The organism is Pontibacter sp. BAB1700, assembly GCF_000277005.1.
In the GTDB taxonomy this organism is placed as follows: Bacteria; Bacteroidota; Bacteroidia; order Cytophagales; family Hymenobacteraceae; genus Pontibacter; species Pontibacter lucknowensis.
The window spans coordinates 1-26,890 of record NZ_AKIS01000107.1 but is presented as its reverse complement, the minus strand read 5'-3'; the positions used below and the strand labels follow the sequence as shown (position 1 = coordinate 26,890).

The 26,890-nt window shown below is 51.0% G+C and carries 28 protein-coding genes and 3 pseudogenes; 21 read left to right on the top strand and 10 right to left on the bottom strand.

Annotated elements, in window-relative coordinates; genetic code table 11:
* From O71_RS12930 to meaB, 3 genes are all read left to right on the top strand, one after another.
* Nucleotides 1–238 (top strand): trehalase family glycosidase (locus O71_RS12930; protein ID WP_040574258.1); only part of this gene is annotated, 238 nt, incomplete at its 5' end.
* Nucleotides 239–385: 147 nt separating this feature from the next.
* Entirely contained in the window at nucleotides 386–1,537 is a 1,152-nt protein-coding gene (locus tag O71_RS12925; protein ID WP_007657472.1) for a PD40 domain-containing protein, read from the top strand.
* A 131-nt stretch (nucleotides 1,538–1,668) separates the two neighbouring features.
* Complete coding sequence (gene meaB, locus O71_RS12920) at nucleotides 1,669–2,649, top strand: methylmalonyl Co-A mutase-associated GTPase MeaB (RefSeq protein ID WP_007657471.1); 981 nt, start codon at nucleotides 1,669–1,671, stop codon at nucleotides 2,647–2,649.
* Nucleotides 2,650–2,702: 53 nt separating this feature from the next.
* On the opposite strand, the gene folB is transcribed toward meaB, so the two are convergent.
* From folB to O71_RS12905, 3 genes are read right to left on the bottom strand one after another with little or no spacing between them, the layout of a single operon-like run.
* Nucleotides 2,703–3,059 (bottom strand): dihydroneopterin aldolase, encoded by a 357-nt coding sequence (gene folB, locus O71_RS12915; protein WP_040574257.1) that lies wholly within the window; start codon nucleotides 3,057–3,059, stop codon nucleotides 2,703–2,705.
* Between the two features lie 10 nt (nucleotides 3,060–3,069).
* Nucleotides 3,070–4,053, bottom strand: a complete 984-nt coding sequence (locus O71_RS12910) for a DivIVA domain-containing protein (protein ID WP_007657469.1) — start codon at nucleotides 4,051–4,053, stop codon at nucleotides 3,070–3,072.
* Entirely contained in the window at nucleotides 4,013–4,981 is a 969-nt protein-coding gene (locus O71_RS12905) for a WD40 repeat domain-containing protein (RefSeq protein WP_007657466.1), read from the bottom strand. The genes O71_RS12910 and O71_RS12905 overlap by 41 nt, the downstream gene beginning before the upstream one ends.
* Nucleotides 4,982–5,064: 83 nt before the next feature.
* On the opposite strand from O71_RS12905, the gene O71_RS12900 reads away from it, so the two are divergent.
* Both O71_RS12900 and O71_RS12895 read left to right on the top strand, forming a co-directional pair.
* Nucleotides 5,065–5,703, top strand: coding sequence for a 4'-phosphopantetheinyl transferase superfamily protein (locus O71_RS12900; protein ID WP_007657465.1), 639 nt, complete (start codon nucleotides 5,065–5,067; stop codon nucleotides 5,701–5,703).
* A 30-nt stretch (nucleotides 5,704–5,733) separates the two neighbouring features.
* Nucleotides 5,734–6,321, top strand: coding sequence for a thioredoxin family protein (locus O71_RS12895; protein WP_007657464.1), 588 nt, complete (start codon nucleotides 5,734–5,736; stop codon nucleotides 6,319–6,321).
* 185 nt (nucleotides 6,322–6,506) lie between these two features.
* Here the strand turns inward: O71_RS12895 and O71_RS12890 are convergent, their stop codons facing one another.
* The 4 genes from O71_RS12890 to O71_RS12875 form a co-directional block, all read right to left on the bottom strand.
* Complete coding sequence (locus O71_RS12890) at nucleotides 6,507–7,355, bottom strand: transglutaminase-like domain-containing protein (RefSeq protein ID WP_007657463.1); 849 nt, start codon at nucleotides 7,353–7,355, stop codon at nucleotides 6,507–6,509.
* A gap of 102 nt (nucleotides 7,356–7,457) precedes the next feature.
* On the bottom strand, nucleotides 7,458–9,086 hold the full coding sequence (locus tag O71_RS12885) for an acyl-CoA carboxylase subunit beta (RefSeq protein WP_007657462.1): 1,629 nt from the start codon (nucleotides 9,084–9,086) through the stop codon (nucleotides 7,458–7,460).
* Nucleotides 9,087–9,176: 90 nt separating this feature from the next.
* The gene (locus O71_RS12880) at nucleotides 9,177–10,232 is read right to left on the bottom strand and encodes an MlaD family protein (protein WP_007657460.1); all 1,056 of its coding nucleotides are present in this window, start codon (nucleotides 10,230–10,232) and stop codon (nucleotides 9,177–9,179) included.
* Nucleotides 10,233–10,254: 22 nt separating this feature from the next.
* Nucleotides 10,255–11,037 carry an N-acetylmuramoyl-L-alanine amidase gene (locus O71_RS12875; protein ID WP_007657452.1) on the bottom strand — a complete coding sequence of 261 codons (783 nt, stop codon included), beginning with the start codon at nucleotides 11,035–11,037 and terminating at the stop codon, nucleotides 10,255–10,257.
* Between the two features lie 86 nt (nucleotides 11,038–11,123).
* On the opposite strand from O71_RS12875, the gene O71_RS26510 reads away from it, so the two are divergent.
* From O71_RS26510 to O71_RS12825, 10 genes and pseudogenes are all read left to right on the top strand, one after another.
* Entirely contained in the window at nucleotides 11,124–11,873 is a 750-nt protein-coding gene (locus O71_RS26510) for a putative LPS assembly protein LptD (protein ID WP_155800872.1), read from the top strand.
* Nucleotides 11,849–13,813: a putative LPS assembly protein LptD gene (locus tag O71_RS12865; RefSeq protein WP_369750921.1), complete on the top strand. Its 1,965-nt coding sequence runs from the start codon at nucleotides 11,849–11,851 to the stop codon at nucleotides 13,811–13,813. The genes O71_RS26510 and O71_RS12865 overlap by 25 nt, the downstream gene beginning before the upstream one ends.
* A gap of 84 nt (nucleotides 13,814–13,897) precedes the next feature.
* Nucleotides 13,898–14,715, top strand: a pseudogene (panB, locus tag O71_RS12860) (3-methyl-2-oxobutanoate hydroxymethyltransferase).
* Nucleotides 14,716–14,892: 177 nt separating this feature from the next.
* Nucleotides 14,893–15,573 (top strand): RluA family pseudouridine synthase, encoded by a 681-nt coding sequence (locus tag O71_RS12855; RefSeq protein ID WP_007657447.1) that lies wholly within the window; start codon nucleotides 14,893–14,895, stop codon nucleotides 15,571–15,573.
* Between the two features lie 159 nt (nucleotides 15,574–15,732).
* Nucleotides 15,733–16,502, top strand: a pseudogene (locus O71_RS12850) (acyl-CoA desaturase).
* 295 nt (nucleotides 16,503–16,797) lie between these two features.
* Complete coding sequence (locus O71_RS12845; RefSeq protein WP_007657445.1) at nucleotides 16,798–17,346, top strand: 30S ribosomal protein S16; 549 nt, start codon at nucleotides 16,798–16,800, stop codon at nucleotides 17,344–17,346.
* A 12-nt stretch (nucleotides 17,347–17,358) separates the two neighbouring features.
* On the top strand, nucleotides 17,359–17,922 hold the full coding sequence (rimM, locus tag O71_RS12840; RefSeq protein ID WP_007657443.1) for a ribosome maturation factor RimM: 564 nt from the start codon (nucleotides 17,359–17,361) through the stop codon (nucleotides 17,920–17,922).
* Between the two features lie 11 nt (nucleotides 17,923–17,933).
* On the top strand, nucleotides 17,934–18,611 hold the full coding sequence (gene trmD, locus O71_RS12835; protein ID WP_007657441.1) for a tRNA (guanosine(37)-N1)-methyltransferase TrmD: 678 nt from the start codon (nucleotides 17,934–17,936) through the stop codon (nucleotides 18,609–18,611).
* 163 nt (nucleotides 18,612–18,774) lie between these two features.
* Nucleotides 18,775–19,128, top strand: a complete 354-nt coding sequence (gene rplS, locus O71_RS12830; protein WP_007657440.1) for a 50S ribosomal protein L19 — start codon at nucleotides 18,775–18,777, stop codon at nucleotides 19,126–19,128.
* 167 nt (nucleotides 19,129–19,295) lie between these two features.
* A complete protein-coding gene (locus O71_RS12825; protein WP_007657439.1) occupies nucleotides 19,296–19,883 on the top strand; it encodes an inorganic diphosphatase in 588 nt (195 codons plus the stop codon).
* Between the two features lie 114 nt (nucleotides 19,884–19,997).
* Here the strand turns inward: O71_RS12825 and O71_RS12820 are convergent, their stop codons facing one another.
* Nucleotides 19,998–20,702, bottom strand: coding sequence for a hypothetical protein (locus O71_RS12820; protein WP_040574254.1), 705 nt, complete (start codon nucleotides 20,700–20,702; stop codon nucleotides 19,998–20,000).
* A gap of 222 nt (nucleotides 20,703–20,924) precedes the next feature.
* Here O71_RS12820 and O71_RS12815 point away from each other — a divergent pair, with 222 nt between their 5' ends.
* The 3 genes from O71_RS12815 to O71_RS12805 all read left to right on the top strand — a co-directional run bounded on the left by O71_RS12815 (nucleotide 20,925) and on the right by O71_RS12805 (nucleotide 23,028).
* Nucleotides 20,925–21,332 (top strand): 6-carboxytetrahydropterin synthase, encoded by a 408-nt coding sequence (locus O71_RS12815; protein WP_007657436.1) that lies wholly within the window; start codon nucleotides 20,925–20,927, stop codon nucleotides 21,330–21,332.
* Entirely contained in the window at nucleotides 21,295–21,990 is a 696-nt protein-coding gene (folE, locus tag O71_RS12810; protein WP_369750920.1) for a GTP cyclohydrolase I FolE, read from the top strand. The genes O71_RS12815 and folE overlap by 38 nt, the downstream gene beginning before the upstream one ends.
* Before the next feature lie 120 nt (nucleotides 21,991–22,110).
* Nucleotides 22,111–23,028, top strand: coding sequence for a TIGR01777 family oxidoreductase (locus O71_RS12805; RefSeq protein WP_007657434.1), 918 nt, complete (start codon nucleotides 22,111–22,113; stop codon nucleotides 23,026–23,028).
* A gap of 81 nt (nucleotides 23,029–23,109) precedes the next feature.
* On the opposite strand, the gene O71_RS25680 is transcribed toward O71_RS12805, so the two are convergent.
* Complete coding sequence (locus O71_RS25680; protein WP_007657433.1) at nucleotides 23,110–23,409, bottom strand: hypothetical protein; 300 nt, start codon at nucleotides 23,407–23,409, stop codon at nucleotides 23,110–23,112.
* Nucleotides 23,400–25,451 carry a transglycosylase domain-containing protein gene (locus O71_RS12800; protein ID WP_007657432.1) on the bottom strand — a complete coding sequence of 684 codons (2,052 nt, stop codon included), beginning with the start codon at nucleotides 25,449–25,451 and terminating at the stop codon, nucleotides 23,400–23,402. The genes O71_RS25680 and O71_RS12800 overlap by 10 nt, the downstream gene beginning before the upstream one ends.
* A gap of 184 nt (nucleotides 25,452–25,635) precedes the next feature.
* On the opposite strand from O71_RS12800, the gene O71_RS12795 reads away from it, so the two are divergent.
* The 3 genes and pseudogenes from O71_RS12795 to O71_RS12785 all read left to right on the top strand — a co-directional run.
* Complete coding sequence (locus tag O71_RS12795; RefSeq protein ID WP_007657430.1) at nucleotides 25,636–26,145, top strand: hypothetical protein; 510 nt, start codon at nucleotides 25,636–25,638, stop codon at nucleotides 26,143–26,145.
* A 24-nt stretch (nucleotides 26,146–26,169) separates the two neighbouring features.
* On the top strand, nucleotides 26,170–26,631 hold the full coding sequence (locus tag O71_RS12790; RefSeq protein WP_143731891.1) for a YciI family protein: 462 nt from the start codon (nucleotides 26,170–26,172) through the stop codon (nucleotides 26,629–26,631).
* A gap of 24 nt (nucleotides 26,632–26,655) precedes the next feature.
* Nucleotides 26,656–26,890 (top strand): annotated as a pseudogene (locus O71_RS12785) (hypothetical protein); the annotation flags it as partial.

Genomic DNA, 26,890 nt, shown 5'->3' with positions numbered 1-26,890 from the left:
ACTGGCCCGCACCATTGCAACCCGTTGGATTACCCTCGGCACTGAAGTACACGAGAGTACAGGCAAAATGGTGGAGAAGTATAACGTAGAAAACCTTGAGCTCGAAGCAGGTGGCGGGGAGTATCCTAACCAGGACGGCTTTGGTTGGACCAACGGTGTGTTTCTCAAGCTGATATCGCTATACCCTGAACTACGCCCAATCGCTGAACGACAGCCTGCCTTGTTGCAAAGCCGATAGGCTATACCTAGTCTACAGCGCAATTATAGGATAAGTGTAGTGTTTTGCAAATGAGGTATGGCTGGCACCTGCTATACCTGATTTGCAAATTGATCCGGAAACTGGCACTCAGTTTGCAACAGGAGCGTTATATCTATAAAATCGCTTATGATCCAATTTAAACATATCCTTGTAGCTACCACTCTGCTACTGAGCACTTTTACAGCTTTTGCGCAGGGTGAAACAGCCAACTGGTACTTCGGCAAAGGAGCCGGATTGGTTTTTAGAGGCGACAGCGTAACGGCAGTTGCCTCCAGCAGGCTGCACACCGAAGAAGGCAGCGCCTCCATCTCTGACAAAGACGGCAACCTGCTGTTCTATACCAACGGCATTACCGTCTGGAACAAGCACCACCGCGTGATGCCAAACGGCAACGGCCTGATGGGCATGAAGTCTTCCACCCAATCTGCCCTGATCATACCCAAGCCTTCCTCTGACAGCGTCTTCTATATTTTTACGACCGATATACAGGCGCAGTCCAATGGTTTGCGCTACAGCATCGTGAACATGAACAAAGACGAGGGCAACGGTGCGATAACCGCCCGCAACGTGTTCATGATCGCACCGGCTACTGAGAAACTCACCGCCATACGCCACAGCAACAACCGCGACTGGTGGGTGATCGCTCACCGCTGGAACAGCAATGCCTACATGGCCTATCTGGTGACAGCTGATGGTGTGAACATGGAGCCCGTTATGAGTAATGTGGGCACGGTACATGGCGGTGCTCACCGAAAAGCGATTGGCTACCTGGTCCCTTCGCCTGATGGCACACGCCTGGCCGCTGCCTTGTGGGACAGCGACAGCAATTTCGAAGTGCTCCGTTTTGACCGCAGCACCGGCGAGGTATCTGACCCTATCCTGTTAAAAGGCTACGAAGAAGCCTATGGCGTGTGTTTCTCTCCGGATGGCACGAAGTTGTACGGCACCGCTAACGGCAAAGGAGGTGGAAAAGCACAGATCATCCAATTCGACTTACAGGCAGGTGACGAAGCCGCCATTGCCAAATCAGCTGTAGTGGTTGGCACTTCCGGTAGTCCGCGTATCGGTGCACTCCAACTTGGGCCGGATGGCAGGATGTATGTGGCCCGTCAGGACAATATTCATCTTGGCGTGATTAATAAGCCAAACGCATTAGGCAAAGAGAGCGGCTATGTAGACATGGGGCTACACCTCGGCGGGCGCAAAAGCGACCTCGGTCTGCCAAACTTCCCGCAAGGTATACGGTCGGGTGCTGGTAGGTCTGCTAATGTGAGATAAGTTATAAAATATTGATTCACGGAGCCGGGCAGTATGTCCGGCTTTTTTTGTTTCCTACAAATAGCTGGCTCGGTAACGCATAAATTCTAAATTTGTAATACAATCGATTCTATACCTAACGCTATACCGCCTTGGCAAAACGTTTCAATGCTGAAAAGTATGTAGAGGGCATCCTGGCCGGTGATCGTGTCATGCTGAGTCGCGCCATCACGCTGGTGGAGAGCCGGCTAGCCTCTGACCTGGAACTGGCGCAGGATGTCATCAACCAGGTTCTGCCGCATGCCGGCAAGTCTGTGCGCATAGGTATAACCGGTGTGCCGGGCGTAGGCAAAAGCACATTTATTGAAGCCTTTGGCAATCACCTGATCCAGGAGCAGGGCAAAAAACTGGCCGTGCTTGCCATTGATCCGACCTCACAGCGCACAGGTGGCAGCATACTCGGTGACAAGACACGCATGGAGTCGCTCTCTGTAAATCCCCAGGCTTTTATCCGCCCTTCCCCAGCTGGCAAGTCGCTCGGCGGCGTGACCCGCAGCACCCGCGAATCGATCATCCTTTGCGAAGCGGCCGGTTTTGACGCTATCATTGTGGAGACGGTGGGAGTAGGCCAGTCTGAGACGGCGGTGCATGCCATGGTTGATTTCTTTTTGCTACTCATGCTTGCGGGTGCCGGCGACGAATTGCAAGGTATAAAGCGGGGCATCATGGAAATGGCCGATGCCATTGCCATCACCAAAGCCGACGGCGAGAATGCCATGAAAGCCAAAGCTGCCCGTGCCGAGTACCAGAACGCGCTGCATCTATACCCTATGGCTGCCTCTGGCTGGTTGCCTAAAGTGTCTGTGTGTTCGGCAATGGAACAAACCGGCCTCGATACCATCTGGCAAACCATAACCGAGTATCTGGAGCTGACCCAGCACAACGGCTTTTTTGAGAAGAAGCGCCACGACCAGAACCTGCAGTGGATGTATGAAGCCATACGACAAGGACTGGAGGATAACTTCTATGCGCATCAGCAGGTGAAGGACCAACTGCCAGGTATAGCCGATCAGGTAAAGGCAGGCAAAAAGTCGGCTTTTGCAGCGGCGTCGGAGCTTTTGAAACTGGTGTAGAAAAAAACAGCCGACACATTGCTGTACCGGCTGCTTTTCATCAATAAGTAAATTTATCGGGCCTCTTCTAAAGTAACTTTGGCCCACTTGCAGATACCCCCCAGCGGAGGATTAAACTTGTATACATTTATTTTGACGGACTGCACGAACGGAAACCGCTCGTAGATCTTGTCGATGATCCGGTGCCCTAGGTGCTCCAGCAGGCGGGCCGGGACTTTCATTTCTTCCAGCGCCAGTGCGTACAGCACTTCGTAATTCACTGTCTCTCCCAGGTCGTCGCTTTCGGCGGCGCGTCTGAGATCGGTTTCAATGAACAGATCAATACCGTACTTGTTGCCGATCTTCTGCTCCTCGTCGTAAAAACCGTGGAAGGCGAAGAACTCCATCCCTTCCAATGCAATCTGTCCCATCTGCCTGGAACTAACCTATCTCGTCAAAGAAAGAACCTGCGGGCTTCTGCTGGCGACTCTGTGCCCAGTCAGCCAGGCTATTGCGCGAAGGCTCTGTCATTGGCGGCTGAATCTCTGGTTGATCAGGTTTCACAGGCTGTATTTCAGGTATAGGCTGCTCAATTTCCGGACCAGGTATAGTGCCCGGGTAGTCCGGCTTAGGCTGCTCGATCTCCGGCGCTGGCACGTCTGGCACAGGAGTAACCGGGTTTGGTATTTCCGGGTGCGGCTGCGTTACGTCAGGGGCCGGATCGCCAAGGGGCTCATAGCCGTTGCTGCTAGCAATGGCAGGTGTATTGTGAACTGCTGTAGCCGTAGCCTCAGGCAATTGTATAGGTCTGTTTGTCGTTGTTTCCATATCTTTCAGGTTACGCAGCAGCTCGGGCTGTTCTACCCGAAGTTCGGCCGCTCTTGAAAGAATACTGGCTGTACTGGCTTTAGGTTTTGACTTTGTTTTCTCGGCTTTCTCAAGCGCCTCATTGGCCAGATTGCGCAGATCACGCACCATGCTCTCCAGGTAAGACTCCATGCGCTGATAATCCTGCTCCAGGGCTTTCACTTCCTGCTGCATCTCGCTCACCATTTGCTCAGCTTGTTTCTTGCTGTCCTCCAACACCATGCGGGCCTGGTTGCGGGCAGTGTTCAAAAGCTGATCAGCTTGCAGCTGTGCCTCCCGGATCTTAAGCTCCGACGACTTGTTCGCCTGCTCCAGAATAGAATTGCCGGTGTCTTCAGCCGTTTTCAGTGTTTTGTATAAAGAAGATTCCACCTCGCGCAGCTTCTGCGTCTCGCGGTGAGCCGCCTCCAGCTTGTTGCGAAGGTCTTTGTTCTCATCGAGCAACTTTTCCCACTGCTGCGATAAGGTCAGCAAAAAAGCATTTACTTCGTCCTTGTCAAGCCCTCTAAATGCCTTCTCAAATGTTTTTTGTCTGATTTCTAAGGGTGTAATCTTCATGATCCAAACTGAATTTTATATCCCACACCGAAATGGTGCGGTCATCACTACACGAAACTAACTGATTCTGATGAGCCGACCAAAATAATTTGTTGACAGAGGTACCATGGCTCGCGTTTCGGACTTTGTCAATAACCTTGAGTAGTTTAAAGGTCTGCGCGTCCCATACTTTTATGGACTTATCCATGCTGCAGGTAGCGAAATAGCGCCCGTCCGGGCTGTAGGTTATGTGATTGACGGTATACATGTGGGCGATCACATAACCGCGCTCCTTGTATTTTTCCTGTACCTGCCATACCCGCAGGTGCGCATCGCGCCCCGCTGTGAGTAACAGCGAGTCATCTGGAGAGTAAACGACTGTAAACACGGAGTTGGTATGCGAAGGCAACTCGTATTTCAGCTCCGTGCTGCCTGCGTCGAATATTCGTACCATGTTGTCGCTATACCCAGCCGCCAGTTCGTTAGTGGTTTTGTTGTAAGCAAGGCAGCGTACGCTCTGATCTGATTTGCGCACCATACTGCGTAGTTCAAAGTCATCAGCCCCGATCACGGCTATACCTCCGTTGCCCAGCGCTACGTATATCTGTCCTGTTTCGGGCACGTAAGCGATGTCGAAAATAGGCACCTTGGGCAGAGCCACCGATTTATGGATGGCTTTGCTTTTCAGATCGATCACCTGCAGACCTTCGAGGTTCTGCCCGATCAGGAGGAGGTCTCGCTCCGGTACAAACCGCAGGGCATATACCGAGGTAGTGACCTTTGCTATCAGTTCACCGTTTTCGGGTTTGTTCAGGTCCCAGGCAGCCACCATACCGTCGCTGCCCGCCGAATAAACGGTGGCAGGCGCAGCACCGCCCTCCAGGGTATACACACAATCGCGGTGACCTGTCAGGGTGGCGACTTTCTGTACTTGTATCTTGCTGGCCATCTCTTCTATCTGTTACGCTTAATTTTAGCTAAATTTACAACAATTGCAGCGAACCCTTTCGTTGCTGACCAAAAATTACCGCTATGCCGCTGCTCCAGACCCGCGAACTTGACGCCCATACCTTACTGGGTGTGTGGCTTCTCGACGAAGCCCCGGAGGCTCTGCGCCCTCTGTTGCCGGCCCACCTTATACCTGACGAGAACCTGAGTCAGGCACACCCGAGGCGGCAGCGCGAATGGCTGGCGAGTCGTGCGTTGGCTTACCAGTTGCTGCAGCAGTTCACCAGCGAGCCGCTGCCTTTGCTGCGCGACGCTACGGGCAAACCGGTGTTCGCAGGAGCTCCGTTCCAGCTTTCCATCACACACTCCCCCCGTCTGGCGGCCGTCATTCTATCCGAAAAATATGATGTTGGCATAGATATTGAACAGGTAAGTGCAAAGGCGCTGCGGGTGGCCGACAAGTTTCTGACTGAGCAGGAAAAGGTTTTTACCGCTGCTGATGAGCAGCAGACTTGTTTGTACTGGAGCGCTAAAGAAACTTTGTACAAGATGTACAGTCAAAAACAGCTTATTTTTAAGGAGAACCTCTTGGTGGAGCCGTCTCATGGCCCTGAAAACAACTTATTGCAGGGGCACGTAATTACCGATAATTTTTCTAAATTGTACCAGATCCATCACGAAGTGCTTCACAATCACGTACTCACTTATAGTGTAGATCGATGATCCAACTTATACTCACCTAAACAAACAAACATGAAATATCTGGCTTCTTTTGTCGTAGCGTTCCTGGTCACGGCCAGTGTATTTGCGCAGGGCAGCTACCAGCTGGGCAGCAAAGTGGCTGACTTCTCCCTCAAGGACGGGCAGGGCAATGCTGTTTCGCTCAGTGATTTTGCGAATAGCAAAACGGTAGTAGTCGTATTCACGGACAACCAATGCCCGTATGCTAAGCTCTACGAAAATCGTTTGGTGACGCTTTCGAGCACTTATGCGGCCCGTGGTGTGCAGTTTATATTTATTAACCCAGGTGTAGGCGCGGGCGAAGGCAGCGATACCAGACAGGACCTGGCGGCCAAGAATTACAGCTTCCCATACCTGGCGGACGAAGGCCAGCGCATCAGCCAAAAGTTTGGCGCGACTAAAACGCCTGAGGTATTCGTGCTGCATAACACAGGCAGTGACTTTGTGCTGAAGTACAAAGGCGCGATTGATGATAGTCCGCAGGTAGAGAGCGGCGTGCGTAACAATTACCTCAAAACCGTGATTGACGAAGTACTGGCTAACAAAAACGTGAGCACCTCTGACAAGCGTGCGACCGGTTGTATGATCAAGCGCTATTAAGCAGACTGATTGCCGTTTATAATGCTCATTCTGACATTACACATATAAACTCAGGTATAACAGACCTCTTACTCAATATGCCTAAGTAAACAAAACAAAAGGGCCGATTCCGTTAAGAATCGGCCCTTTTGTTTTATGACTGTATGTATCCAAGGCACTGTGCCGGACCAAGCAATTGCTAAGCACTAAATCGTCGGGTCATCGTCTGTAATAGCTGTTAGCAGTTTAGTGACTTCAGTAGCCTTTTCCAGATCGTTGGTCTTCTCAAACGAGAATGCCAGGTTGCGCAACGCCCGCTTTACGATCTCGATGTTGGAGCAAGGCTCGTAAAAAATATCCACTGGGTTCAGGTTGAGCTGCACGATGTAGTTATCGATATCAGCTTTGGAAAGCATGAGGCCCTTGTTGTACACGTTGATATAAAACTGCACATCACCCAGTTTGTAAGTCAGGATGAAGAGGTTCGGCAGATTTACACCGTATACTGGCATCCCCAGTCGCTGCGCAATGGTCATGTAGATGACACAAAGCGTGAGCGGATTGCCTCGCCTCGTTTCCAGTGCCAGATGCATCATGGAGTTGGATGGGGAATGGAAATTCTTGGTATTGGCCGAGAACTTCTTTTCGCGGAACAGTGAGTTGTTCAGCGACTTCACCTGGTCATAAGGGTGCATATTCTCCTTCATGTTCGTCCAGGCGTCGAAGTACAGCTGGTCCAGCGCTTTTAACAGCGTTGCCAGCTCCACATCTGGATACAGGTAGGTATTCACCAGCCACATGCCCTCGACCAGGTCCAGTCCTCCATGCTCTTTCCAGTCCTTGAGGCGCTGCAAAAGGCCATCGAATTGCAAATTATGGATCAGATCCTCAATTCTCTTCTGCAGGTCCGAGTTCAGGGTTTCCTCCCATTCCTCTTCCAGAAAGGGAATAATGCTTTCGCCCAACGACACAATCTTCTGCTCTACATGCGACGCGACCTCATAATCTATATCATCCAACAGCGAGATCAGCGCCTTTATCTCCTTCTTTGTCACAGAAATACTTAAACTTAATCAGGTAATAAAATATTCATTATTGTACTCTAAACCGTAAGTTTCAGATGTCAAATCTGAAACTTTATTTGAGCATCAAGAAGATCATGTCTGGATTACGCCTACGTTATAAGGCTTCTCGATTGGCGCATGGTTGGCTGCTTCTATACCCATGGAGATGACTTTACGGGTCTCCAGCGGGTCGATAATACCATCTATCCATAGGCGGGCTGCGGCGTAGTACGGCGACAGTTCTTCGTTATACTTGGCCGTGATGCGCTCCAGTAACTCTTTCTCGGCCTCCGGCGTAATCTCCTCTCCTTTTGCTTTCAGGGCAGAAACCTGGATCTGCAGCAGGGTATTGGCCGCTGCCGCACCGCTCATTACCGCAAGCTGGGCCGATGGCCAGGCGTAGATCAGACGTGGGTCGTAAGCTTTGCCGCACATGGCGTAGTTGCCAGCTCCATAGCTGTTGCCCAGGATGATCGTAAACTTAGGCACTACGGAATTGGCCATGGCATTTACCATTTTGGCACCGTCTTTAATAATGCCACCATGCTCAGCCTTGCTGCCTACCATAAAGCCTGACACGTCGTGCAGGAACACCAGCGGAATTTTCTTCTGGTTACAGTTCATGATAAAGCGGGCCGCCTTGTCTGCAGAGTCAGAGTAGATCACACCCCCCATCTGCATCTCTCCTTTTTTGCTCTTCACGATCTTGCGCTGATTGGCCACGATGCCTACCGCCCAACCATCGATCCGGCCCAGTCCGCAGATCAGGGACTGACCATACAGCTCTTTGTAAGGCTCAAATTCTGAGTTGTCTACCAAACGGTTGATGATGTCCATCATGTCGTAAGGCTTGGTACGGTCGGCTGGCAGCATGCCATAGATTTCTTTCTCATCCAGCTTCGGAGCAGCAGGCTCTACGCGACTGAAACCAGCTTTCGGGTTATCACCCATTTTATCGAAGATGGTGCGGATATGATCCAGCGCCTCTTTGTCGTCTTTACACTTATAGTCGGTTACACCCGAAATCTCGCAGTGCGTAGAAGCACCGCCCAGCGTTTCGTTGTCAATGGTCTCGCCGATAGCAGACTTTACCAGGTATGAGCCGCCCAGGAACACAGAGCCCGTACCCTCTACGATCAGGGCCTCGTCGCTCATGATCGGCAGGTAGGCACCACCGGCCACGCAGCTACCCATAATGGCGGCAATCTGGACAATGCCCATCGAGCTCATCACGGCATTGTTGCGGAACATGCGGCCAAAGTGCTCTTTGTCCGGGAAGATTTCGTCCTGCATCGGCAGGAACACACCGGCACTGTCCACCAGGTATACGATCGGCAGTTTGTTCTCAATAGAGATTTCCTGTGCCCGCAGGTTCTTCTTGGCGGTAATCGGGAACCAGGCACCGGCTTTCACGGTCGCATCGTTGGCTACCACCACGCATTGGCGGCCTTTGATGTAGCCTATACCTGTCACCACGCCGCCGCTCGGGCAGCCGCCTACTTCCTGGTACATACCTTCGCCTGCAAAGGCGCCTACTTCCAGGAACTCCGTTCCTTCGTCGAGCAGGTAGTCGATGCGTTCGCGGGCTGTCATTTTACCTTTGGCATGCTCTTTTGCGATGCGCTTCTCGCCGCCGCCCAGGTGTACTTTCTTCAGTTTGCTTTTCAGCTGGAAACTCAGCTGCTTGAGAGAGTCTTCGTTCTTATTGAATTCGATATCCATGAAAGGGTTATTATAAATAAGGGGACTACTTACAATGAAAAATCCGCTTTAAGGGCGGATTTCACAAATATACAATTTTTATAAGATGCACTATTGCCTTTTTGTGGTATCGGCAGGCGCTACTTTAACCGTGTCAGGCGCAGGGCGACGAAACTCATCCGGGTTGGCGTCCTGCATTTCCTTCACCTCCTCCAGTGTGATCACACGGCCCGTGGCATCCACCTTATACCTGTCTTTGCGGCCAATGAGTGAGAACTGCACATAGCGCTTCGGGTATGCCTGTATATCACGCAGCAACAGGTTGAGGGCTTCTGTGGAGCGGTTCATGTTCTGATACAGCTCCTCGTCGTTCATCAGGCGGCCCAATGAGCCTTGGTTTGAATTGAGTTTGGCGATAGTTGTTTCCAGCTCGTTCACAGCTGAGTTGGCATCGCGCACCAGTTTCTTGATCTCCACCTGCTTGAGCGTATCCGTGATCTCAGTCATGTTTAACGCAAGCCGGTCGATGTTCTTTTGTGTCTGCTTCAGCGCTGAGGTAAGCTGACTCAGGTTGCCTGTGATCTGATTGATATTGCGCTGGTTTTCGCGTAAAATGTCGTTGATCATCTCCGTGGTCTTGTTGGAGTTGGCCAGGATCTGCTGAATGTTGCCCTTCGCTTCGCTGTCCAGCAGTCGGTTAACGCGGGCCAGTGTGGTATCTACTTTGTCGATCACCGGCACCGACTTAGAAGAGATCATGTCGGCGATGCTGGTTTCTTTGAAGGCGATCAGTTCTTCACCGCCATCAAACATCTTGGTGCTGTTGCGCAGGTGCAATGTAATGGCTTTGCTACCCAAAAGGTCAGAGTTGCCGAGGCTGGCAATGGTGGAGTCTCCGATCTGGAGATCCTTCCGCACCTCAATATCTACGCGTACCATGTTACCACGATCAGTGAGCAGCGTCATTTCCTTAACCTGCCCTACCTGTATGCCATTCAGAATAACAGGATTCGAGGCTGTCAGGCCATCTACATTGTCATACACCACATGGAAGGTGTTGGATTTAGAGAAAATCGAGGATCCTTTCAGGAAGTCATACCCGAAATACAGTATCAGAATTGCCACTATACCTAGCAGGGCAACTTTAATTTCTTTCGATAGTTTCACGTAGGTGAGTTTGCTTTTTGCATTAGTTCATGGCCTCCAGCTCTTGCTTGTATTCTTTGAAGGCTCGGTATATGCCTGATGCCATATACGTCTGACCTGTTTTATCGTTAAGGAATTTTTCTTCGGCGGGATTTGTGAGGAAACCTGCCTCAATAAGCACACTCGGCATATAAGACTTCCATAGCACCAGGAAGCCCGCCTGCTTCACGCCACGGCTTGTGCGACCAACCCGGTTTTTGAATTCATTTTCGATCTTTTGAGCAAAGCGCAGACTGTTGTCGATGTATGCGCTTTGGTGCAGGGCAAACATGATGTGGCTTTGTGGTGAGTTCGGGTCAAATCCACCGTATTTCTCCTTGTAGTCATCCTCCTGCAGGATTACGGCATTCTCGCGCTTGGCTACTGCCAGGTTGCCACTGGAGGTGTGAAGGCCCATCGTGTAGGTTTCGGTACCGAAAGCGGAAGGCGGCCCTGCATTCAGGTGAATGGAGATGAACAGGTCCGCGTTGTTTTTGTTTGCAATTCCGGCACGGTCGATCAACTCCACGAAGGTATCATCCTTGCGGGTGTAAACAACTTTAACGTCAGGCACGTTCTTCTCAATTAACGCTCCAACCTGCAGCGCTAACTTTAAGGCTACATCAGCCTCATGTGAAACTTTGCCGTTACAGCCTATGTCTTTGCCGCCATGACCCGCATCGATTACTACCGTGCGCAGCTTGTATGCCTTACGGTATTCGAGCTTGCTGGAAGAGAGTAGAAGTAAACTTAGGGCCAGAACTGAAATAGTAACAATATTTCTCACAACGCTCGTTAGTTAAAAGTTAAAAACAATAACTTTGTACAAAATAAATAAAACTTTAGGGAAGTCTGAAGAAGTTGCGCTACATTTTGATTTTTTTGCTGCTGGTGCAGCTCGCCGTACTTTCTGCCCAGCCTGTACTGGGTCAGCGGGTGCGCCGCCCCACCACGACAGCTACGCCAAAAGACACTGTCAACATCTCGCCGCCTCAGGACTCGCTTGTGGTTCCCGCACCACAGGGCGACATCGAGACGACAATCAATTATTCTGCCAGAGATTCCATCCTCTTTGAGGTAGACCGTAAGGTAGTGCACCTGTACGGGGATGCCAAAATTGACTATGGTACCATGGAACTGGCGGCTGCCTACATCCAGATCGACTACGACCTCAACACCCTGACCGCTACCACCCTGATAGACTCTACAGGCCAGGAGACTGGTACTCCGGTATTTAGAGACGGGGCAGAGAGTTATGCAGCCAAGCGTATCGCCTATAACTACAAAACCAGACGAGGCCGGATCTCTGAAGTAGTAACGCAACAAGGCGAAGGGTATATACATTCCGAGGTGGTGAAAAAAAATGAGGCAAACGAGATTTTCGGTCTGCACAACAAGTATACTACCTGTAACCTGGAGCATCCGCACTTCTACATCAGCGCCGGCAAGATCAAGGCTATACCGAACGACAAGATCATGTCAGGTCCTTTTAACCTCGTGATCGCCGATATACCTACGCCGCTCGGCTTTTTGTTCGGCCTCTTCCCGACACCGCGCAACAAGCGCTCCTCTGGTGTGATCATGCCGACCTTCGGCGAATCACGTGCCGTGGCTTTTACCTGAGCAATGGCGGTTATTACCTCGCCCTGAACGACTACATCGGCACCCGCATCACCGGCGATATCTACTCGCTCGGCGGGTACAAGGTGACGGTTGATAATACTTACATCAAGCGCTACTCCTACCGTGGCAATTTCAACATCAGTTACGACTACTTTAAAAATGACGAAGCTGATGTTGCGGATCCGAACCGTTCTACGAACAGCCTGAGTGGTCTTCCGCCCAGCCAGCGAACGGCGTTTGTTACCTGGTCGCACAGCCCGGTGCAGAAGCCAGGTCGCGGACGCTTTACGGCCAATGTGCGGGCCGGTAGCAGCCAGCACAACCGTGTGAACTACAACAACGCAAACAATTACCTGACTCCGACCTTTAACTCGACGATCACTTACCAGAAAAACATACAGAACACGCCTTTCAGCTACACTGCTACGCTGAGCCAGGGACAGAACAACGGTGGCTTTACGGCAGACGGCAGGCCGGCTCCTACCATCATGCGCTTCACGCTGCCTGACCTTAACTTTGCCATGACGCAGATGAGCTTGTATGAGCTCTTCTCGGACAATGTGCCCACCGGCAAGTGGTATGAAAACTTTACCTTTGGCTACAATGTGCGGGCCCGCAACGAGGTATCGAACCAGGTAGTAGCCCGTAGGCTAAACAATTTGCCTGTTGTTGATGGTACCGCCAGGGATACTTCTTTTGCGCTAAACTTCGACAACCTCGACCGCCTCTGGAAGAATGGCCGTAAAAGCGCCGATCACAACTTCACGATCGGTTTGGGTAACTATAAAATATTCCGCTTTTTCAACCTGACGCCAAACGTGAATTACCGTGAGTCATGGTTCGACAACAAATTGACCTATACCTATGACGACGAGCAGCAGGCGGTGCGCATTGATACGGCCAGCTTTGGCAGGGTATACGAGTATGGTGCCGGTGCTTCCCTCAACACGACGGTGTACGGTACCGTGCAGTTCCCTAAGAGTAAGCGGGTAGAGGCCATCCGCCATACCATGATTCCAAGTATCAGCTATGGCTACCGCCCTAACTTCGGCGACGAGAGCCGCTTCGGCTTCACCCAAACAACCCAGGTAGGTATAGACTCTCTGACGAACCAGCCCATTTTCCAGACCCTGCCACGCTTCAATGGCAACGTGCCTTCAGGGGGCTTGCAAAGCAGCCTGAGTATGCAGATCAACAACCGTGTGGAGATGAAAGTGCGCTCGCGCAGTGACTCCACAGAGGCTAAGTCTGAAAAGGTAAGCCTGATCGACAACCTGAACATAGGCGGTTCCTATAACCTGGCTGCCGACTCTATGAGGCTCTCCAATATAAATGTTAGCATGAACACGCGCCTGTTCCAGGTGTTCGATGTAAACTTTACGTCTACTTTCAGTCCCTACCAACTCAACCCGGCAGGTGACCGTGCTATTGATCGCTACATGCTGGAAGGACCTGGTTTTAAACTGGCCAGACTGACCAATGCGAACCTGAGTGTGCGTGCGAACTTCAACCCGGCAGCACGATCTACCAACGTGCCCCCTCCCACTAACCTGCCCGGTATGCTGAACCCGAACGATCAGTTCCTGCCAGATTATGTGGACTTCAACATTCCATGGACGCTGAACCTGGACTATACTATTTTCTATGCTCCGGCAACCGGTGCACAGACAGAGCCAAACCTGACACAGAACATCGGTATGCAAGGCACTCTGAACCTGACCGACAAGTGGAAATTCGGCTATATGGCGGGGTATGACTTTACGAATCAGAACATCTCTAACGCCAGCATCGACATATACCGCGACCTGCACTGCTGGGAGATGAGCATCGGCTGGCGACCATTTGGTCTGATGCGCGGCTACAATGTGACCATCAACGCCCGATCTGCCCTGCTGCGCGACCTGAAGCTCTCCCGGAACAGGTCTGGCTTCAACCGATAAACCCTGTGACAGCCACTTGCCAAATCGGGTGGCTGTTTTTGTTTTGATTTTTATAATTTTGGATCAAACTCAAACCAGCATCCTATGTCTGTTCATAAAAGCGACGTAAAAAAAGTAACCACGCACCAGCTGCAGAATATGAAAGAGCGCGGTGAGAAAATCTCCATGCTCACGGCTTACGACTATTCCATGGCCACCATCCTGGACGCTGCCGGCGTTGATGTGCTCCTCGTTGGTGACTCTGCCTCCAATGTAATGGCCGGGCATGAGACCACGCTCCCTATCACATTGGACCAGATGATCTACCATGCCTCTTCGGTGATACGTGGTGTGAACCGTGCTTTTGTGGTGGTGGACCTGCCCTTCGGCTCTTACCAGGGCAATTCTTCGGAGGCGCTACGCTCTACTATCCGCATTATGAAGGAGTCGGGTGCACACGGCATTAAGCTGGAAGGCGGTGCTGAGATAAAAGAATCAATCATCCGCATTCTGAGCGCTGGTGTGCCAGTTATGGGCACCTGGGCCTGACGCCACAGTCCATCTACAAGTTCGGCACCTACACCGTGCGGGCTAAAGAAGAAGCAGAAGCCCAAAAGCTCATCGACGATGCGCTCCTACTACAGGAGTTAGGCTGCTTCTCAATTGTGCTGGAAAAAATTCCTTCGGAGCTGGCAAAACGTGTAGCGGAAAAGCTGCAGATTCCAATCATAGGTATAGGCGCCGGTCCGCATGTGGATGGACAGGTACTCGTGGTGCACGACATGCTGGGCATCAACAAGGAGTTTAAGCCACGTTTCCTGCGTCGCTACGCCGACCTGCACACTATCATGACCGACGCGGTGCAGAATTACGTGAAAGATGTGAAGAGCAAAGACTTCCCGAACGAGAAGGAAGCGTATTAGAGTTTAGGAATTAGAAAGTTTGGGAGTTTAAGAATAAGAGCGTTATACCTGGAGTAACATTGCTCAGGTATAAACTCCCTTACCATTCGCTTCAATTAATTACAATCACCGCTTGAGAAGGCCTCACTAAAGCTAAATTACTGCGGCATGCTTACGTCCCTTCTCTGATCTATACCTATGGCCTTAGATGTTCTTTTTGAGGATAACCATGTGCTGGTAGTAAACAAGCCGGCTGGCTTACTGGTGCATGGTGATGAAACAGGCGACGAATGCCTAGCCGACCTGGCGAAAGCCTACATCAAAGAGAAGTACAACAAGCCAGGCAATGTATACATCGGTGTGGTGCACCGGCTGGACCGACCAGTGAGTGGCGTGGTGCTGCTCGCCAAAACCTCCAAAGCTCTCACCCGCCTCAACGAACTCTTCCGGAGCAAAAAAACCGTAAAAACTTACTGGGCCGTCGTGCTCAACCGGCCTGCTATACCTGAGCAGACGCTCGTGCACTGGCTCATCAAGGACAGCAGCCGCAACGTGACCAAGGCTTATGCGGGTGAGAATAAAAGCGGCCTCCGCTCAGAACTGAGTTATCGTCTGATGGGACAGCATGACAAAAACTATCTGCTGGAGGTAAACCCCGTTACTGGTCGTCCTCACCAGATCCGGGTGCAACTGGCCTCTATGAACTGTCCCATTGTCGGTGACCTGAGGTATGGCGCCAGTAAACCACTACCCGACAAGAGTATCGCCCTGCACGCCCGCAGCCTCCAATTTGAGCACCCTACACTTAAAACCATGATTAAAGTTACTGCCCCATTGCCGGCGACTCCTATCTGGAAACCGTTTGTCACTATTCATTAGTCATTAAACAAAACTGATATTTATCATCTTTCTGAACTTTTATACCGGTTTTTATTATTTCTATAGAATCACATCGTAATTTTGCGGAGGCTTGGTGACTGCATTGGTCTCCACTATACCTGAACCAGTTAATAATCACTTCAACATACTAATTGCTTAATGGCCATACTTATTTTCTTCGTACTGCACTGGTACCTTTCCTTATTCGTGCAAACGTTTTTCCTGCACCGCTACGCAGCGCACAAGATGTTCACCATGAACCCGTTCTGGGAAAAGGGCTTTTACCTGCTGACGTACATCGCACAGGGCTCTTCTTTCCTTTCGCCACGTGCTTATGCTATTTTGCATCGCATGCATCACGCCTTCTCTGATACAGAGCGTGATCCGCATTCGCCGCATTATTCCAACAATGCATTCGCGATGATGTGGAAGACCAAAAACATCTACAACGACGTACTCAACCACCGCGTGGAGCCGGAGCGCCGTTTTGACGGCGACTATCCGTTGTGGCCAGCATTGGAGAAACTAGGCGATAGCTATTTCTCGCGCATAGGCTGGGGGGTATTTTATGTGCTATTCTACATTGCCTTCGCTACACAGTGTGGATGTTCCTGCTGTTGCCGATCCACTTCCTGATGGGCCCGGTACACGGTGCTATCGTAAACTGGAGCGGCCACAAGTACGGCTACCAGAACTTCGACAACAACGACAAGTCGCGCAACTCGCTTTTCTTCGACTTCCTGACAGGCGGTGAGTTGTTCCAGAACAACCACCACAAACTGCCTAACCGCGTAAACTTCGGCGTAAAGTGGTGGGAAGTGGATCCAACCTGGCCAGTGATCTGGACGCTGGACAAACTGAGCATCATTAAGTTGAAGCCAGTGAAAGTGAAAGCTGCTAGACCTCCAAGAGCTAAAGCCAACGCTTAATCATATAAGAAAGCCCTCCCCCAACGGAGGGCTTTTTTTGTCACTACAGGTATAGCCGGCACACTATTGTCAACTGATACGGATTATCCGCTTTCCACACAGGCATTCCTGACAGGTATAGCGTCTGCGCAGTTTAGCCCTAAAGGAGCAGGTTCAGCTATCGCTTTATACCTGAGGGTGGCTTCCAACAAATTCATTTCCCAAAAAATCTTGCATTAATCGGCACAAAATCACTACCTTTGCGGTTCTAAAAACTGGCGGACGGGTTCCGCCGACTTAACTATTTATATAAAAAATGGCTGTTAAAATCAGACTGGCCCGCAGAGGCCGCAAAAAAGCCGCTATCTACGATATCGTAGTAGCTGATGCTCGATCACCACGTGATGGTAAATTTATCGAGAAACTGGGTACTTACAACCCAAACACTAACCCTGCTTCTATCGATTTCAGCGAGGAGAAGGCGTTCCAGTGGTTGATGAACGGTGCTCAGCCAACTGACACTGTAAAGGCGATGCTTTCTTACAGAGGTATTCTGTATAAGAAGCACCTGCAGATCGGTGTTGTGAAAGGCGCTATCTCTCAGGAAACTGCTGACGCTCGTTTCGAAGAGTGGAAGAAAGAGAAAGAAGCTAAGATCGAAAGCAAGCGTACTACACTTGGCTCTGAGAAAGAGGCGAAGCGTAAGGCTGCTCTTGATGCTGAAACGAAAGTGAAAGAAGCTCGTGCAGAGGCTATCCGTCAGCGTGAGGCTGATAAGGCTGCTGCTAACGCTCCTGCTGCTGAAGCTGAAGAAGCTCCTGAGGCACCTGCTGCTGAAGGCGAGTCTACTGAAGAACAAGCATAAATTACATCGGCCATGCATATTGATGACTGCTTCCTGTTAGGTCACATCGTCAAGACCCATGGCATCAAGGGACAAGTGGTTGCGTTTTTTGACGTGGACTACCCCGAAGATTACGATGATCTGGAATCAGTCTTTCTTGAACAACAAGGAAGGCTGATTCCTTTTTTTATTGACAAAATGGAGCCCGTGCAGAAAGGCCGTTTTATTATCACCTTTGAGGATATCAAGACGATCGAGCAAGCCGAGAAACTCCGCAATGTCAGCCTATACCTGCCGCTCGACGAGCTCCCGGAGCTGGAAGAAGGACAGTTCTACTTCCATGAAGTGATCGGCTACCAGGTGATAGACCAGAACCACGGCCCACTGGGCACCGTGAAAGACTTTTACGACATGCCGCAGCAACAGCTGATGGCCATGGAGTACAACGGGCAGGAAATGCTGGTACCTGTGCTGGACGAGGTGTTTGTACGCGCCGACCACGAAGCCAAGGTGCTGCACGTGAACCTGCCTGAAGGCCTGCTGGAGGTATACACCCAGCCCGGCACCCCTGACGACGCCGACGACTGCGACGAGTAGCCCCTATTATCATGCGATTTGACATTATCAGTTGCCAGCCCGACCTGTTGGACAGTCCTTTTAGCCATTCTATTGTTAAAAGAGCCCAGCAAAAAGGTTTGGTAGATATCCACATCCACGACCTGCGCAAATACGCCATCAACAAGCATGGCCAGATTGACGACTACGCCTTTGGCGGCGGAGCAGGTATGGTGATGATGATCGAGCCCATTGACAAGATACTATCGGAGCTAAAAGCTGAGCGGGACTACGATGCCGTGATTTACATGACGCCTGACGGGCAGACACTAAACCAGCAGGTAGTGAACCAGTTCTCACTCATGCGCAACGTCATTATTCTGTGCGGGCACTACAAAGGCGTGGACGAGCGTGTGCGACAGCACTACGTGACCCACGAAATCAGCATAGGCGATTATGTGCTGTCTGGCGGCGAACTGGGAGCAGCGGTGCTGGCTGATGCCATTATCCGCATTATACCAGGTGTACTCAACGACGAGTCCTCTGCCCTCACTGATTCGTTTCAGGACGGACTGCTGGCACCACCAGTGTATACCCGCCCTGCAGATTACAAAGGCATGAAAGTACCTGATATCCTGCTTTCGGGCGATAACCCCAAGATAGAGCAGTGGCGCTTTGAACAGGCTATTGAGCGGACGAAACAACGTCGGCCAGACCTGCTCGACGAATAGTTTACAGGTATAGAAACGCACTCAAAACCGCTGTTTTAGCAGTTTTAAGGTATAAGTTTCAAAAACCTACATTTTTTTTCTGCAAAAATATTTATGTAAAAAATAATTACATATCTTTGCAGTCCGAATTTTGAAGAAGATATTTAGCTTTAACAACATAGCCATGAGCGAATTACTTAAATTTATCGAGCAGGAATCTACAGACAAGCGCGCCTCTTTCCCGACTTTTCAGTCTGGCGATACCATCAACATCCACGTGAAAATCCGTGAGGGTAACAAGGAGCGTATCCAGCAGTTCCAGGGCGTTGTTATTCAGCGCAAGAACGTAAACACAAACGGTGAGACTTTCACTGTAAGAAAAGTGTCTAACCAGATTGGTCTGGAGCGTATTTTCCCACTGCTTTCTCCATCTATTGAGAAAATCGAGCTTGTAAGAAAAGGCCGTGTTAGAAGAGCTAGACTATACTACCTGAGAGGCCTGCAGGGTAAAGCTGCACGTATCAAGGAAAGAAGATAATTGAAGAACCTGTTTTCATAAGTTTTCCATAGTTTTAGTAAAAAGGAGCCGTTCTAACTGATCGGCTCCTTTTTTTATACCTGCTCTGCGGGTCGGGCTATACCTGCTCTGGCCAGGCTTGCTATATTTGCAGCTATACCTTCGCAACACTTTGTTGATCTTCACCCATGAAAACTCTACAGCGCTATACTTTCCTGCTGCTATCACTGGTTCTACTGGCTTCCTGCCAGACAGACTATGCCGCCCTGCCCACTTACAATGGCAAAAAACAGTTACAGGCCGTGATCGAGGTACCAGCCGGGAGCGCAACCAAATTCCACTACAACAGGCAAACAAAAGCATTTGAAGCAGAGCAGCAGGCTGGTCAGGACCGCGTCATCCCTTTCCTGCCCTACCCTGCCAACTTCGGCTTCATACCTTCTACAGAAACCAACGCACAGAAAAAGCCTTTGGAAGTAATCGTGCTGACAGGAAGCGTCGTTACAGGCACTGTGATGGAAGTGATACCTGTGGGTGTACTGCAATTAGAAACTGAAGGGGAGCTTGACCATAAGATCGTGGCGGTACCTGCCAGGCCGAGTGAGCGCACCATCAATGCCTCAGACTACACTAACTTTACGGCTGACTACCCGGCCGCTAAAGCGATTCTGCAGCAATGGTTTGTGCACCACAATCCAACTGCCAGGAGTAAGTTCGTAGGCTGGCGCAATGAGCAGTTTGCAGAGCAGGAGATACAGCGCTGGATGAAGCTCTAGCACCTTGATTTGTCTCCTGCATAATGCTTGGTCTATCGCAGGGCAGTTCATAAAACAGAAAAGCCTCCGGTTATGGAGGCTTTTCTGTTTTATGAGAGGTATAGAAACTATACCTTACTTGATATCTCGCAATTTAGCTCTGACCTCTTCTACAGCCCGCTCCATCGCCTGCACCTGCTGGCGGCTGGCTTCCTGCTGCTTCACGTTCAGCTCCACATTTTGCTCCAGCTGACGCAGTTCATCGGCATTGCGCACCAGCTCAGCCTCAAGCTCCTGCTTGCGCTTCTTGTTCTTTTCGATACTCAACTGCAGGTCATTGGCCTGTTTCACAACACGGTCCTGCTCCTTTTTGGTACTGCGGAGTACATTCTCAGCTTCGTTGATCTGCAGCAGCACATCCTCCTGGTACAGCTTTCTGCCAAAGTTCTCCATGAACTGCTCCGCTGCGGCGTATACCTCAGGCGTGGCTTCTTTGTCGAGATGGGTCGTGCCCATATCGAGCGACCACCAGACATAGCTGCCGCTGGCATGCGTACCTACTGTGGAAATCACGCGCACGGGCTGCTTGCTTATACTGATGAGTTTGCCCTCCTCTACCGTATAAACACCTTTCGAATGCTTCACTTTGCCTGCTTCCTGTGACAAGTGATCCTTCCAGATCTTCTCCACAAACTTAGGGTCCAGCTGCACGCTCAGCTGCTGACCGCTGCGCTTGATGCCGCTTACCACCTGTTCGTTTTCTTCTACACGCATGACCTGCGCACTCGCCATACCTGATACCAGCAGCATGGCTGCTACCAACAATCCTTTTACTCGCATACTATACTTAGAAATAATGATTAGACAGGAACAATCGTACACCTACGAAAATAGCTAATCCATAGCATATTTCAGATATAAGTCGCAGGTTTAATTTAGCCGCTGTTCTGTTTGGGGTTTGGGGCCACGAAGCTTACCTTTGTAAGTTTACAACCCGGGCAGCCCCAATATGAATTTTTCACCTACGCGAACAATAACATAGGCCCGCCTGTTGGAACCGCAATGAAAATAACGATCTGCAGAAAAGAGCACTTTAATGCCGCACACCGCCTGCACAACCCGGCCTGGAGCGACGAGCAAAACGCCGAGGTCTTTGGGCTGTGCAACAACCCGAACTTCCACGGGCACAATTACGAGCTCATTGTCAAGCTGACAGGCTCTGTGAACGAGGATACCGGGTATGTGTACGACATGAAGAAGCTGAGTACGCTGGTAAAAGAAGAGGTAATCGATAAGTTTGATCATAAAAACCTCAACCTCGACACAGAAGAGTTCAGGCAGCTGAACCCGACAGCCGAGCACATTGCCATGGTGATCTGGAATCGATTGCGGGAAAAAATAAGCCAGGATTATGAACTGGCAGTAACGCTTTATGAAACTGAACGAAACTTTGTTGAATATAATGGATAACCAGGACCTGGGCCAAGAAGCGGAAGAGATGGATGATCACATGATGAGCTCTCTGGAAACACCGTTGCGCCCTGACGCATTTGACCTTTCTGACGCCGAGAAGATCGTGATCATTGAAAGGCACTTCCGCGAGATCATGCATACCATGGGCCTCGACCTCACGGACGATAGCCTGAAAGGAACGCCTTTGCGTGTTGCCAAAATGTATGTGCAGGAAATCTTCAGTGGTCTGCACCCGGAGAACAAGCCGGTTATCCGCCGATTTGAGAACAAGTACAAGTACAACCAGATGCTTGTGGAGCGCGATATCACCGTATATTCCTCCTGCGAACACCACTTTGTGCCGATCATCGGCAAGGCCCACGTGGCTTATATGCCCAACGAGCACGTGATCGGTCTTTCTAAACTCAACCGTATTGTGCAGTACTACGCCCGCCGTCCGCAGGTGCAGGAGCGCATGACCATGCAGATTGCCGACGAGCTGAAGCAGGCCCTGCAGACGGAGAATGTGGCCGTGCTGATCGAGGCGGATCACCTTTGTGTGATGAGCCGTGGCGTGAACGACGTGAGCAGCAGCACGATCACAGCTGAGTACTCCGGCTTGTTTGAGCAGGAGCAGTACCGTAGCGAATTCCTGAGCCACATCCGCAAAAAATAAAACTACAGCCTGGGCAAACCATAGCCCTGCCAGCTGGTTTTGATCGGTGAAAGCAACTTTCAGTTAGTCCTTACACGTATAGATATATTTCTATATAATTTATAACATCGATCAAAGCTTATGGCTGGGAAAATACTCATTTCAGGTGGTTCAGGACTGATCGGGACGCGTCTGTCGGAGATGCTGATCGATCAGGGCTATGAAGTGGCGCACCTGTCCCGAGATCCCGATAAATTCTCCCACTACAAGACCTTCCGCTGGGATATTCAAAATTCTTCTATTGACGAGAATGCCATCACGTACGCCGACTACATCATTCACCTGGCGGGTGCTGGTCTGGCCGAGGAGAAATGGACAAAAGAGCGCAAGCGTGAGATCCTGCGCAGCCGGGTAGATAGTACCCAGTTACTGCTCGACGGTCTTCGTCAACATGAGCATCACGTTAAAGGCTTTATTTCGGCTTCTGCTATTGGTATTTATGGCAACTCAGGTGACCAGCTGATGTCAGAGGAAAGCAGCTATGGCGAAGACTTTATGGCCGAAGTGTGCAAAGCCTGGGAAGCAGCCGTGTGGCAAATCAAAGACCTTGGTATACGCACCGTCATCCTGCGCACAGGTATAGCGCTGAGCGACAAAGGGGGTGCCCTTCCGCAAATGGCCCGTCCTGTTAAGTTGATGGCAGGCGCTCCGCTTGGCAGCGGAAAGCAGTACATGTCCTGGATCCATATTGATGATCTTTGCCGCCTCTGTATCCGGGCCATAGAAGACACGACCTTTGCTGGCGTATACAATGCCGTGGCCCCTCACCCGGTCACTAATCAGGAGTTTACAGAGGCTTTGGCAGAGGCTATGCACAAGCCTTTGGTATTGCCTAAAGTACCTTCTTTTGCCCTAAACCTGATGCTCGGCGAAATGAGCGATGTAGTACTGAGCGGTCAGCGTGTAAGTGCCAACAAGGTGCTACAGACCGGCTTCACCTTCGAGTATAACTACCTGGACGAGGCGCTGGAGTCATTCTATAAGAAGCATCAGAACTAAATCTGAAAACTAATTTACCTAAAAGCAGAAGTGCCCGCTGAGGATATCCTCAGCGGGCAAGCTTCTGCTTTTACGAATCTACTACTGCAGGAATTCTGACAGATCCAGTATATCCAGATTAAGGTCCAGCTGCGTGGAGTCTGGCTCAGCTTTTGGCAGTACAGTGGTGCAGTTATACTTCTTGCTGATCTTGACGGTTGGTCCCGGGAAGCGCCCCATGGTATAGCCGAGGTCTTTGTCCTTGTAGATGCGCTCCATGAAGAGTCCATACACCGGCAGCGCCGTTTTGGAGCCTTCGCCCAGATTAGAAGTTCGGAAGTGGATGCTGCGGTCTTCGCCACCTACCCACACACCGGTTACCAGGTCTTTGGTCACACCCATAAACCAGCCATCGGAGTGGTTGGAGGTCGTTCCGGTTTTGCCGCTATCTCATTTCCCTTCCAAAGGTCGTATTCCCAGAGCGCCTGTGAGGTCCCGCCCGGCTCTTCTATACCTCCCTTCAGCATGTGCATCATCAGGAAGGCCGTTTCCTCGCTCAGCACCTTTTTCTGCTCCGGCACAAACTGCTCGATCACGTTGCCTTCGCGGTCTTCGATACGGGTGATGAAACGTGGTGCGGTATGAAAACCGTGATTCGGGAAAGTACTGTAGGCTCCCACCATATCGTAAACCGACACATCACTCGGCCCTAAACCGATGGAAGGCACCTTGTCCAGCGGGCTGCTGATGCCCAGCTTGTGTGCGTAGTCTACCACCGTCTCCCAGCCTACCAGCTCCGTAAGCTGCGCAGTTACGGAGTTTACAGACTTACCCATGGCACGACGCAACGTCATCGGAGCACCGGTATATGTCCAGTCGGCGTTGGTGGGCGACCAGCTCTTCTTTTCCCCTTTCTCCACGTAATTGATGGTGATGCGCGTGTCTACGATCTTGTCGCAGGGTGAATAACCATTGTCGATAGCGGCCACGTATACGAACGGCTTAAAGGTTGAGCCCGGCTGGCGTCGGGCCTGCTTCACGTGGTCGAACTTGAAATACTTGTAGTTAATGCCACCCACCCAGGCTTTGATCTCACCTGAGAACGGATCCATGGTCATCATACCGCCGTGCAGGAAGCGCTTGTAGTAGCGCAACGAGTCTAGCGGCGACATGGTCATTTTCTTCTCGCGGGCCGGATTATCCCAGGTAAACACCATCATCTCGCGTGGGGTGTTCAGCTCTTTATTGATCGCGGCCACATCATCTCCATGCTTCTTCTTAAGGCGGCGGTAGTAGTCGGTGCGCTTGATCGTCTCTTCAATAAAGTTCGGAATCTCGCGGTTCTTCTCGTCCACCCAGGGGTTCTTGCCCTGCCAGTGATTGTCGAAGCGGCGCTGCAAAGTACGCATCTGCTGCTCCATGGCGGCTTCGGCATGTGCCTGTATGCGTGAGTCGATGGTGGTGTATACTTTCAGACCGTCGCGGTAAAGGTCGTAGCCGTTCTGCTTGCACCACTCCTTCATAAAGTCAGCTACAGCGCCACGGAAGTAAGTAGCCGGTCCGTCGTAGTGGTTCTCCACCTTGTACTCCAGCTCCAGCGGCAGCTGGCTAAGCGAGTCGGCCTCAGCAGTTGTCAGGTAGTTATACTTGGCCATCTGCCCCAACACCGTGTTGCGGCGGCGGGTGGCATTCTCCGGATTAAAGCGTGGGCTGTAGTAGGTTGGTGCTTTGAGCAAACCTACCAGCACGGCGGCCTGTTCTGTTTTCAGACTGTCAGGTGAGGTGTTGAAGAAGGTTTTGGAAGCTACCTGAATACCGAAGGAGTTACTACCGAAGTCTACCGTGTTGAGGTACATAGCCAGGATCTCCTCCTTTGTATAGCGCTGCTCGAGTTTGATAGCGGTCAGCCACTCCTTTGTTTTGGAGATGACAATGTTAAGGCCAGGTATGTGGCCCAGTACGCCCTTCGAGTCGTCGGTTCTGGTTTTGTACAGGTTTTTGGCCAGCTGCTGCGTAATGGTACTGCCCCCACGGCTTTCGCCCCGCAGGTTGTCGTATACAGCTCCGAAAATGGCGGTAGGGTCTATACCTGCATGTTCATGAAAACGGACGTCCTCTGTGGCTATCAGGGCGTTGATGAGCGTAGGCGACATTTGCTTGTAGCCAACCGGACTGCGGTTCTCACGGAAATACTTTCCGATCAGTTGGCCGTCGGCAGTATAAAGCTCTGAGGCCTGGTCGCTGCGCGGGTTTTCTAGCCTGTCCAGACTCGGGGACGAGCCGAAAAGGTAGAAGAAGTTGTACTCCACACTCACCAGATAGCCGATCACCACCATCAGCCCCAGCAGGAACAGCTTCCAGGTATAGCCGATCACACTGCCGTACACGGACCTCTTTTTCTTAACCGGTGGCTTTTCTCTTTCTTTTTCTTGCTCTTGCAGCATGTTATATCATCAGGGCAGACTGCCCGTATTTTTCCGGAACGCTTCTTTCTAATCTACTGCAAATATACCTTTTGTGTACAAATACTTTCCCAGAAACGCATAAAACTTAGTCAGTGATATACAGAAGCTGTTATAACTTTGACGGACCCTGCCTATCTTTGCGCATAGCATTACCTATACCTCCATGCAAGAGCAACTACAGGCAGCTTTCGACAAGATCAAGGGTTTGCCGCTGACCAAGACTACCCGCAATGAACTGGTGCAGTACTTCCACTTCGGCAAAACCAGCTATACCACCCCAAAAGGATTGATTCTGGACGTGGGTCTCTATACCCTGGCCGTAAACTGCCCCTGGACCTTTGAGTTGGCTGATGGCACTACGATCAAGCACAGCGAGGTATTCATGCGCAAGCGTGAGCCCGGCCTGCCCTCTCCCAAGTTCGACTGGAAAGTGCCCGGCGCCAATCTCCGCGACCAGCGTCTGCAGGGTTTGGTGATCAGCAGTCAGGCTTTGGCAATTGAGAGTGCTGAAATAAAAGACGCCTACGGTATAGCGCTGACTTTTGTGAATGGCGACCGCCTGATTTTAGCTCCTGATCTGGATAAACCACAGGAGGAATACTGGCAGCTGTTCAGCAACTCTGGTGACAATTTCAGCATTGGGGCTGGTGCCGCAGGAGTTGTGGTAAAGTAGATGAAAAACTATACCTTTATCTTCATGAAGAAACTGCTACAAACAACCGGAATGGCGCTGGCACTCAGCGTTTGCTGCACGCTGGCTACTCAGGCTCAATCAAAAGCAAAGCCTGCCGTAAAAAAAGCTCCGGCCGCTACAGCTCAGGAGACACCTAAAAAATCTGGCGAGATGGACATGAGCCAGATGAAGACCTACTACATGGCCCTGCTCAAAAAAGGCCCATACCAGCCAACCGACACGGCTGAGGTGAACAGCATCCAGCGCGGACACATGGCGCATATTCGTAAGATGGCTGCTGATGGTAAACTGGTGATGGCCGGCCCGTTCCTGGACAATGGCGAGCTGCGTGGTATTTTTATTTTTGATGTGGCTTCCCTGGAAGAGGCAAAGGCATTGACTGAAGCAGATCCTGCTGTAAAAGCCGGCAAGCTGATCATGGAGCTGCACCCCTGGATGAGCCAGCGTGGTACAACGCTTCCGTAGCAACTTTTAGAGACATCAGGCAGTATGCGAACAAAACAATCGCTGCTGCCCTTGAACTTCCGCCTGCACCTATTCGAGTTAGAAGACCAGCCCTGGTTTCCCCACATTTTCCGTCAGGGCATGCTCGACTTCCTGCGCTTCATGATCTCGAAGCTCGGAGCCTACGGCCCTGCCATACCTTTGCTGGAGGACCTGCTCCGTCGCAGTGGCCAAACGCACTTCACTGACCTTTGCTCGGGTGCCGGTGGCGGTGTTGCAG

Excerpts from the sequence above, each read along its gene's own strand:
- O71_RS12820 (WP_040574254.1), bottom strand. The coding sequence starts at position 20,702 with ATGCGAGTAAAAGGATTGTTGGTAGCAGCCATGCTGCTGGTATCAGGT.
- O71_RS25680 (WP_007657433.1), bottom strand. The coding sequence starts at position 23,409 with ATGGGTGTGACCAAAGACCTGGTAACCGGTGTGTGGGTAGGTGGCGAA.
- O71_RS12895 (WP_007657464.1), top strand. The coding sequence starts at position 5,734 with ATGAAATATCTGGCTTCTTTTGTCGTAGCGTTCCTGGTCACGGCCAGT.
- O71_RS12910 (WP_007657469.1), bottom strand. The coding sequence starts at position 4,053 with ATGAAGATTACACCCTTAGAAATCAGACAAAAAACATTTGAGAAGGCA.
- O71_RS12795 (WP_007657430.1), top strand. The coding sequence starts at position 25,636 with ATGCAAGAGCAACTACAGGCAGCTTTCGACAAGATCAAGGGTTTGCCG.
- trmD (WP_007657441.1), top strand. The coding sequence starts at position 17,934 with ATGCGATTTGACATTATCAGTTGCCAGCCCGACCTGTTGGACAGTCCT.
- O71_RS12800 (WP_007657432.1), bottom strand. The coding sequence starts at position 25,451 with ATGCTGCAAGAGCAAGAAAAAGAAAGAGAAAAGCCACCGGTTAAGAAA.
- O71_RS12790 (WP_143731891.1), top strand. The coding sequence starts at position 26,170 with ATGAAGAAACTGCTACAAACAACCGGAATGGCGCTGGCACTCAGCGTT.
- O71_RS12885 (WP_007657462.1), bottom strand. The coding sequence starts at position 9,086 with ATGGATATCGAATTCAATAAGAACGAAGACTCTCTCAAGCAGCTGAGT.
- O71_RS12845 (WP_007657445.1), top strand. The coding sequence starts at position 16,798 with ATGGCTGTTAAAATCAGACTGGCCCGCAGAGGCCGCAAAAAAGCCGCT.
- folB (WP_040574257.1), bottom strand. The coding sequence starts at position 3,059 with ATGGGACAGATTGCATTGGAAGGGATGGAGTTCTTCGCCTTCCACGGT.
- O71_RS12855 (WP_007657447.1), top strand. The coding sequence starts at position 14,893 with ATGGCCTTAGATGTTCTTTTTGAGGATAACCATGTGCTGGTAGTAAAC.
- rimM (WP_007657443.1), top strand. The coding sequence starts at position 17,359 with ATGCATATTGATGACTGCTTCCTGTTAGGTCACATCGTCAAGACCCAT.
- O71_RS12825 (WP_007657439.1), top strand. The coding sequence starts at position 19,296 with ATGAAAACTCTACAGCGCTATACTTTCCTGCTGCTATCACTGGTTCTA.
- folE (WP_369750920.1), top strand. The coding sequence starts at position 21,295 with ATGAAACTGAACGAAACTTTGTTGAATATAATGGATAACCAGGACCTG.
- O71_RS12900 (WP_007657465.1), top strand. The coding sequence starts at position 5,065 with ATGCCGCTGCTCCAGACCCGCGAACTTGACGCCCATACCTTACTGGGT.
- O71_RS12815 (WP_007657436.1), top strand. The coding sequence starts at position 20,925 with ATGAAAATAACGATCTGCAGAAAAGAGCACTTTAATGCCGCACACCGC.
- O71_RS12925 (WP_007657472.1), top strand. The coding sequence starts at position 386 with ATGATCCAATTTAAACATATCCTTGTAGCTACCACTCTGCTACTGAGC.
- O71_RS12805 (WP_007657434.1), top strand. The coding sequence starts at position 22,111 with ATGGCTGGGAAAATACTCATTTCAGGTGGTTCAGGACTGATCGGGACG.
- O71_RS12905 (WP_007657466.1), bottom strand. The coding sequence starts at position 4,981 with ATGGCCAGCAAGATACAAGTACAGAAAGTCGCCACCCTGACAGGTCAC.
- rplS (WP_007657440.1), top strand. The coding sequence starts at position 18,775 with ATGAGCGAATTACTTAAATTTATCGAGCAGGAATCTACAGACAAGCGC.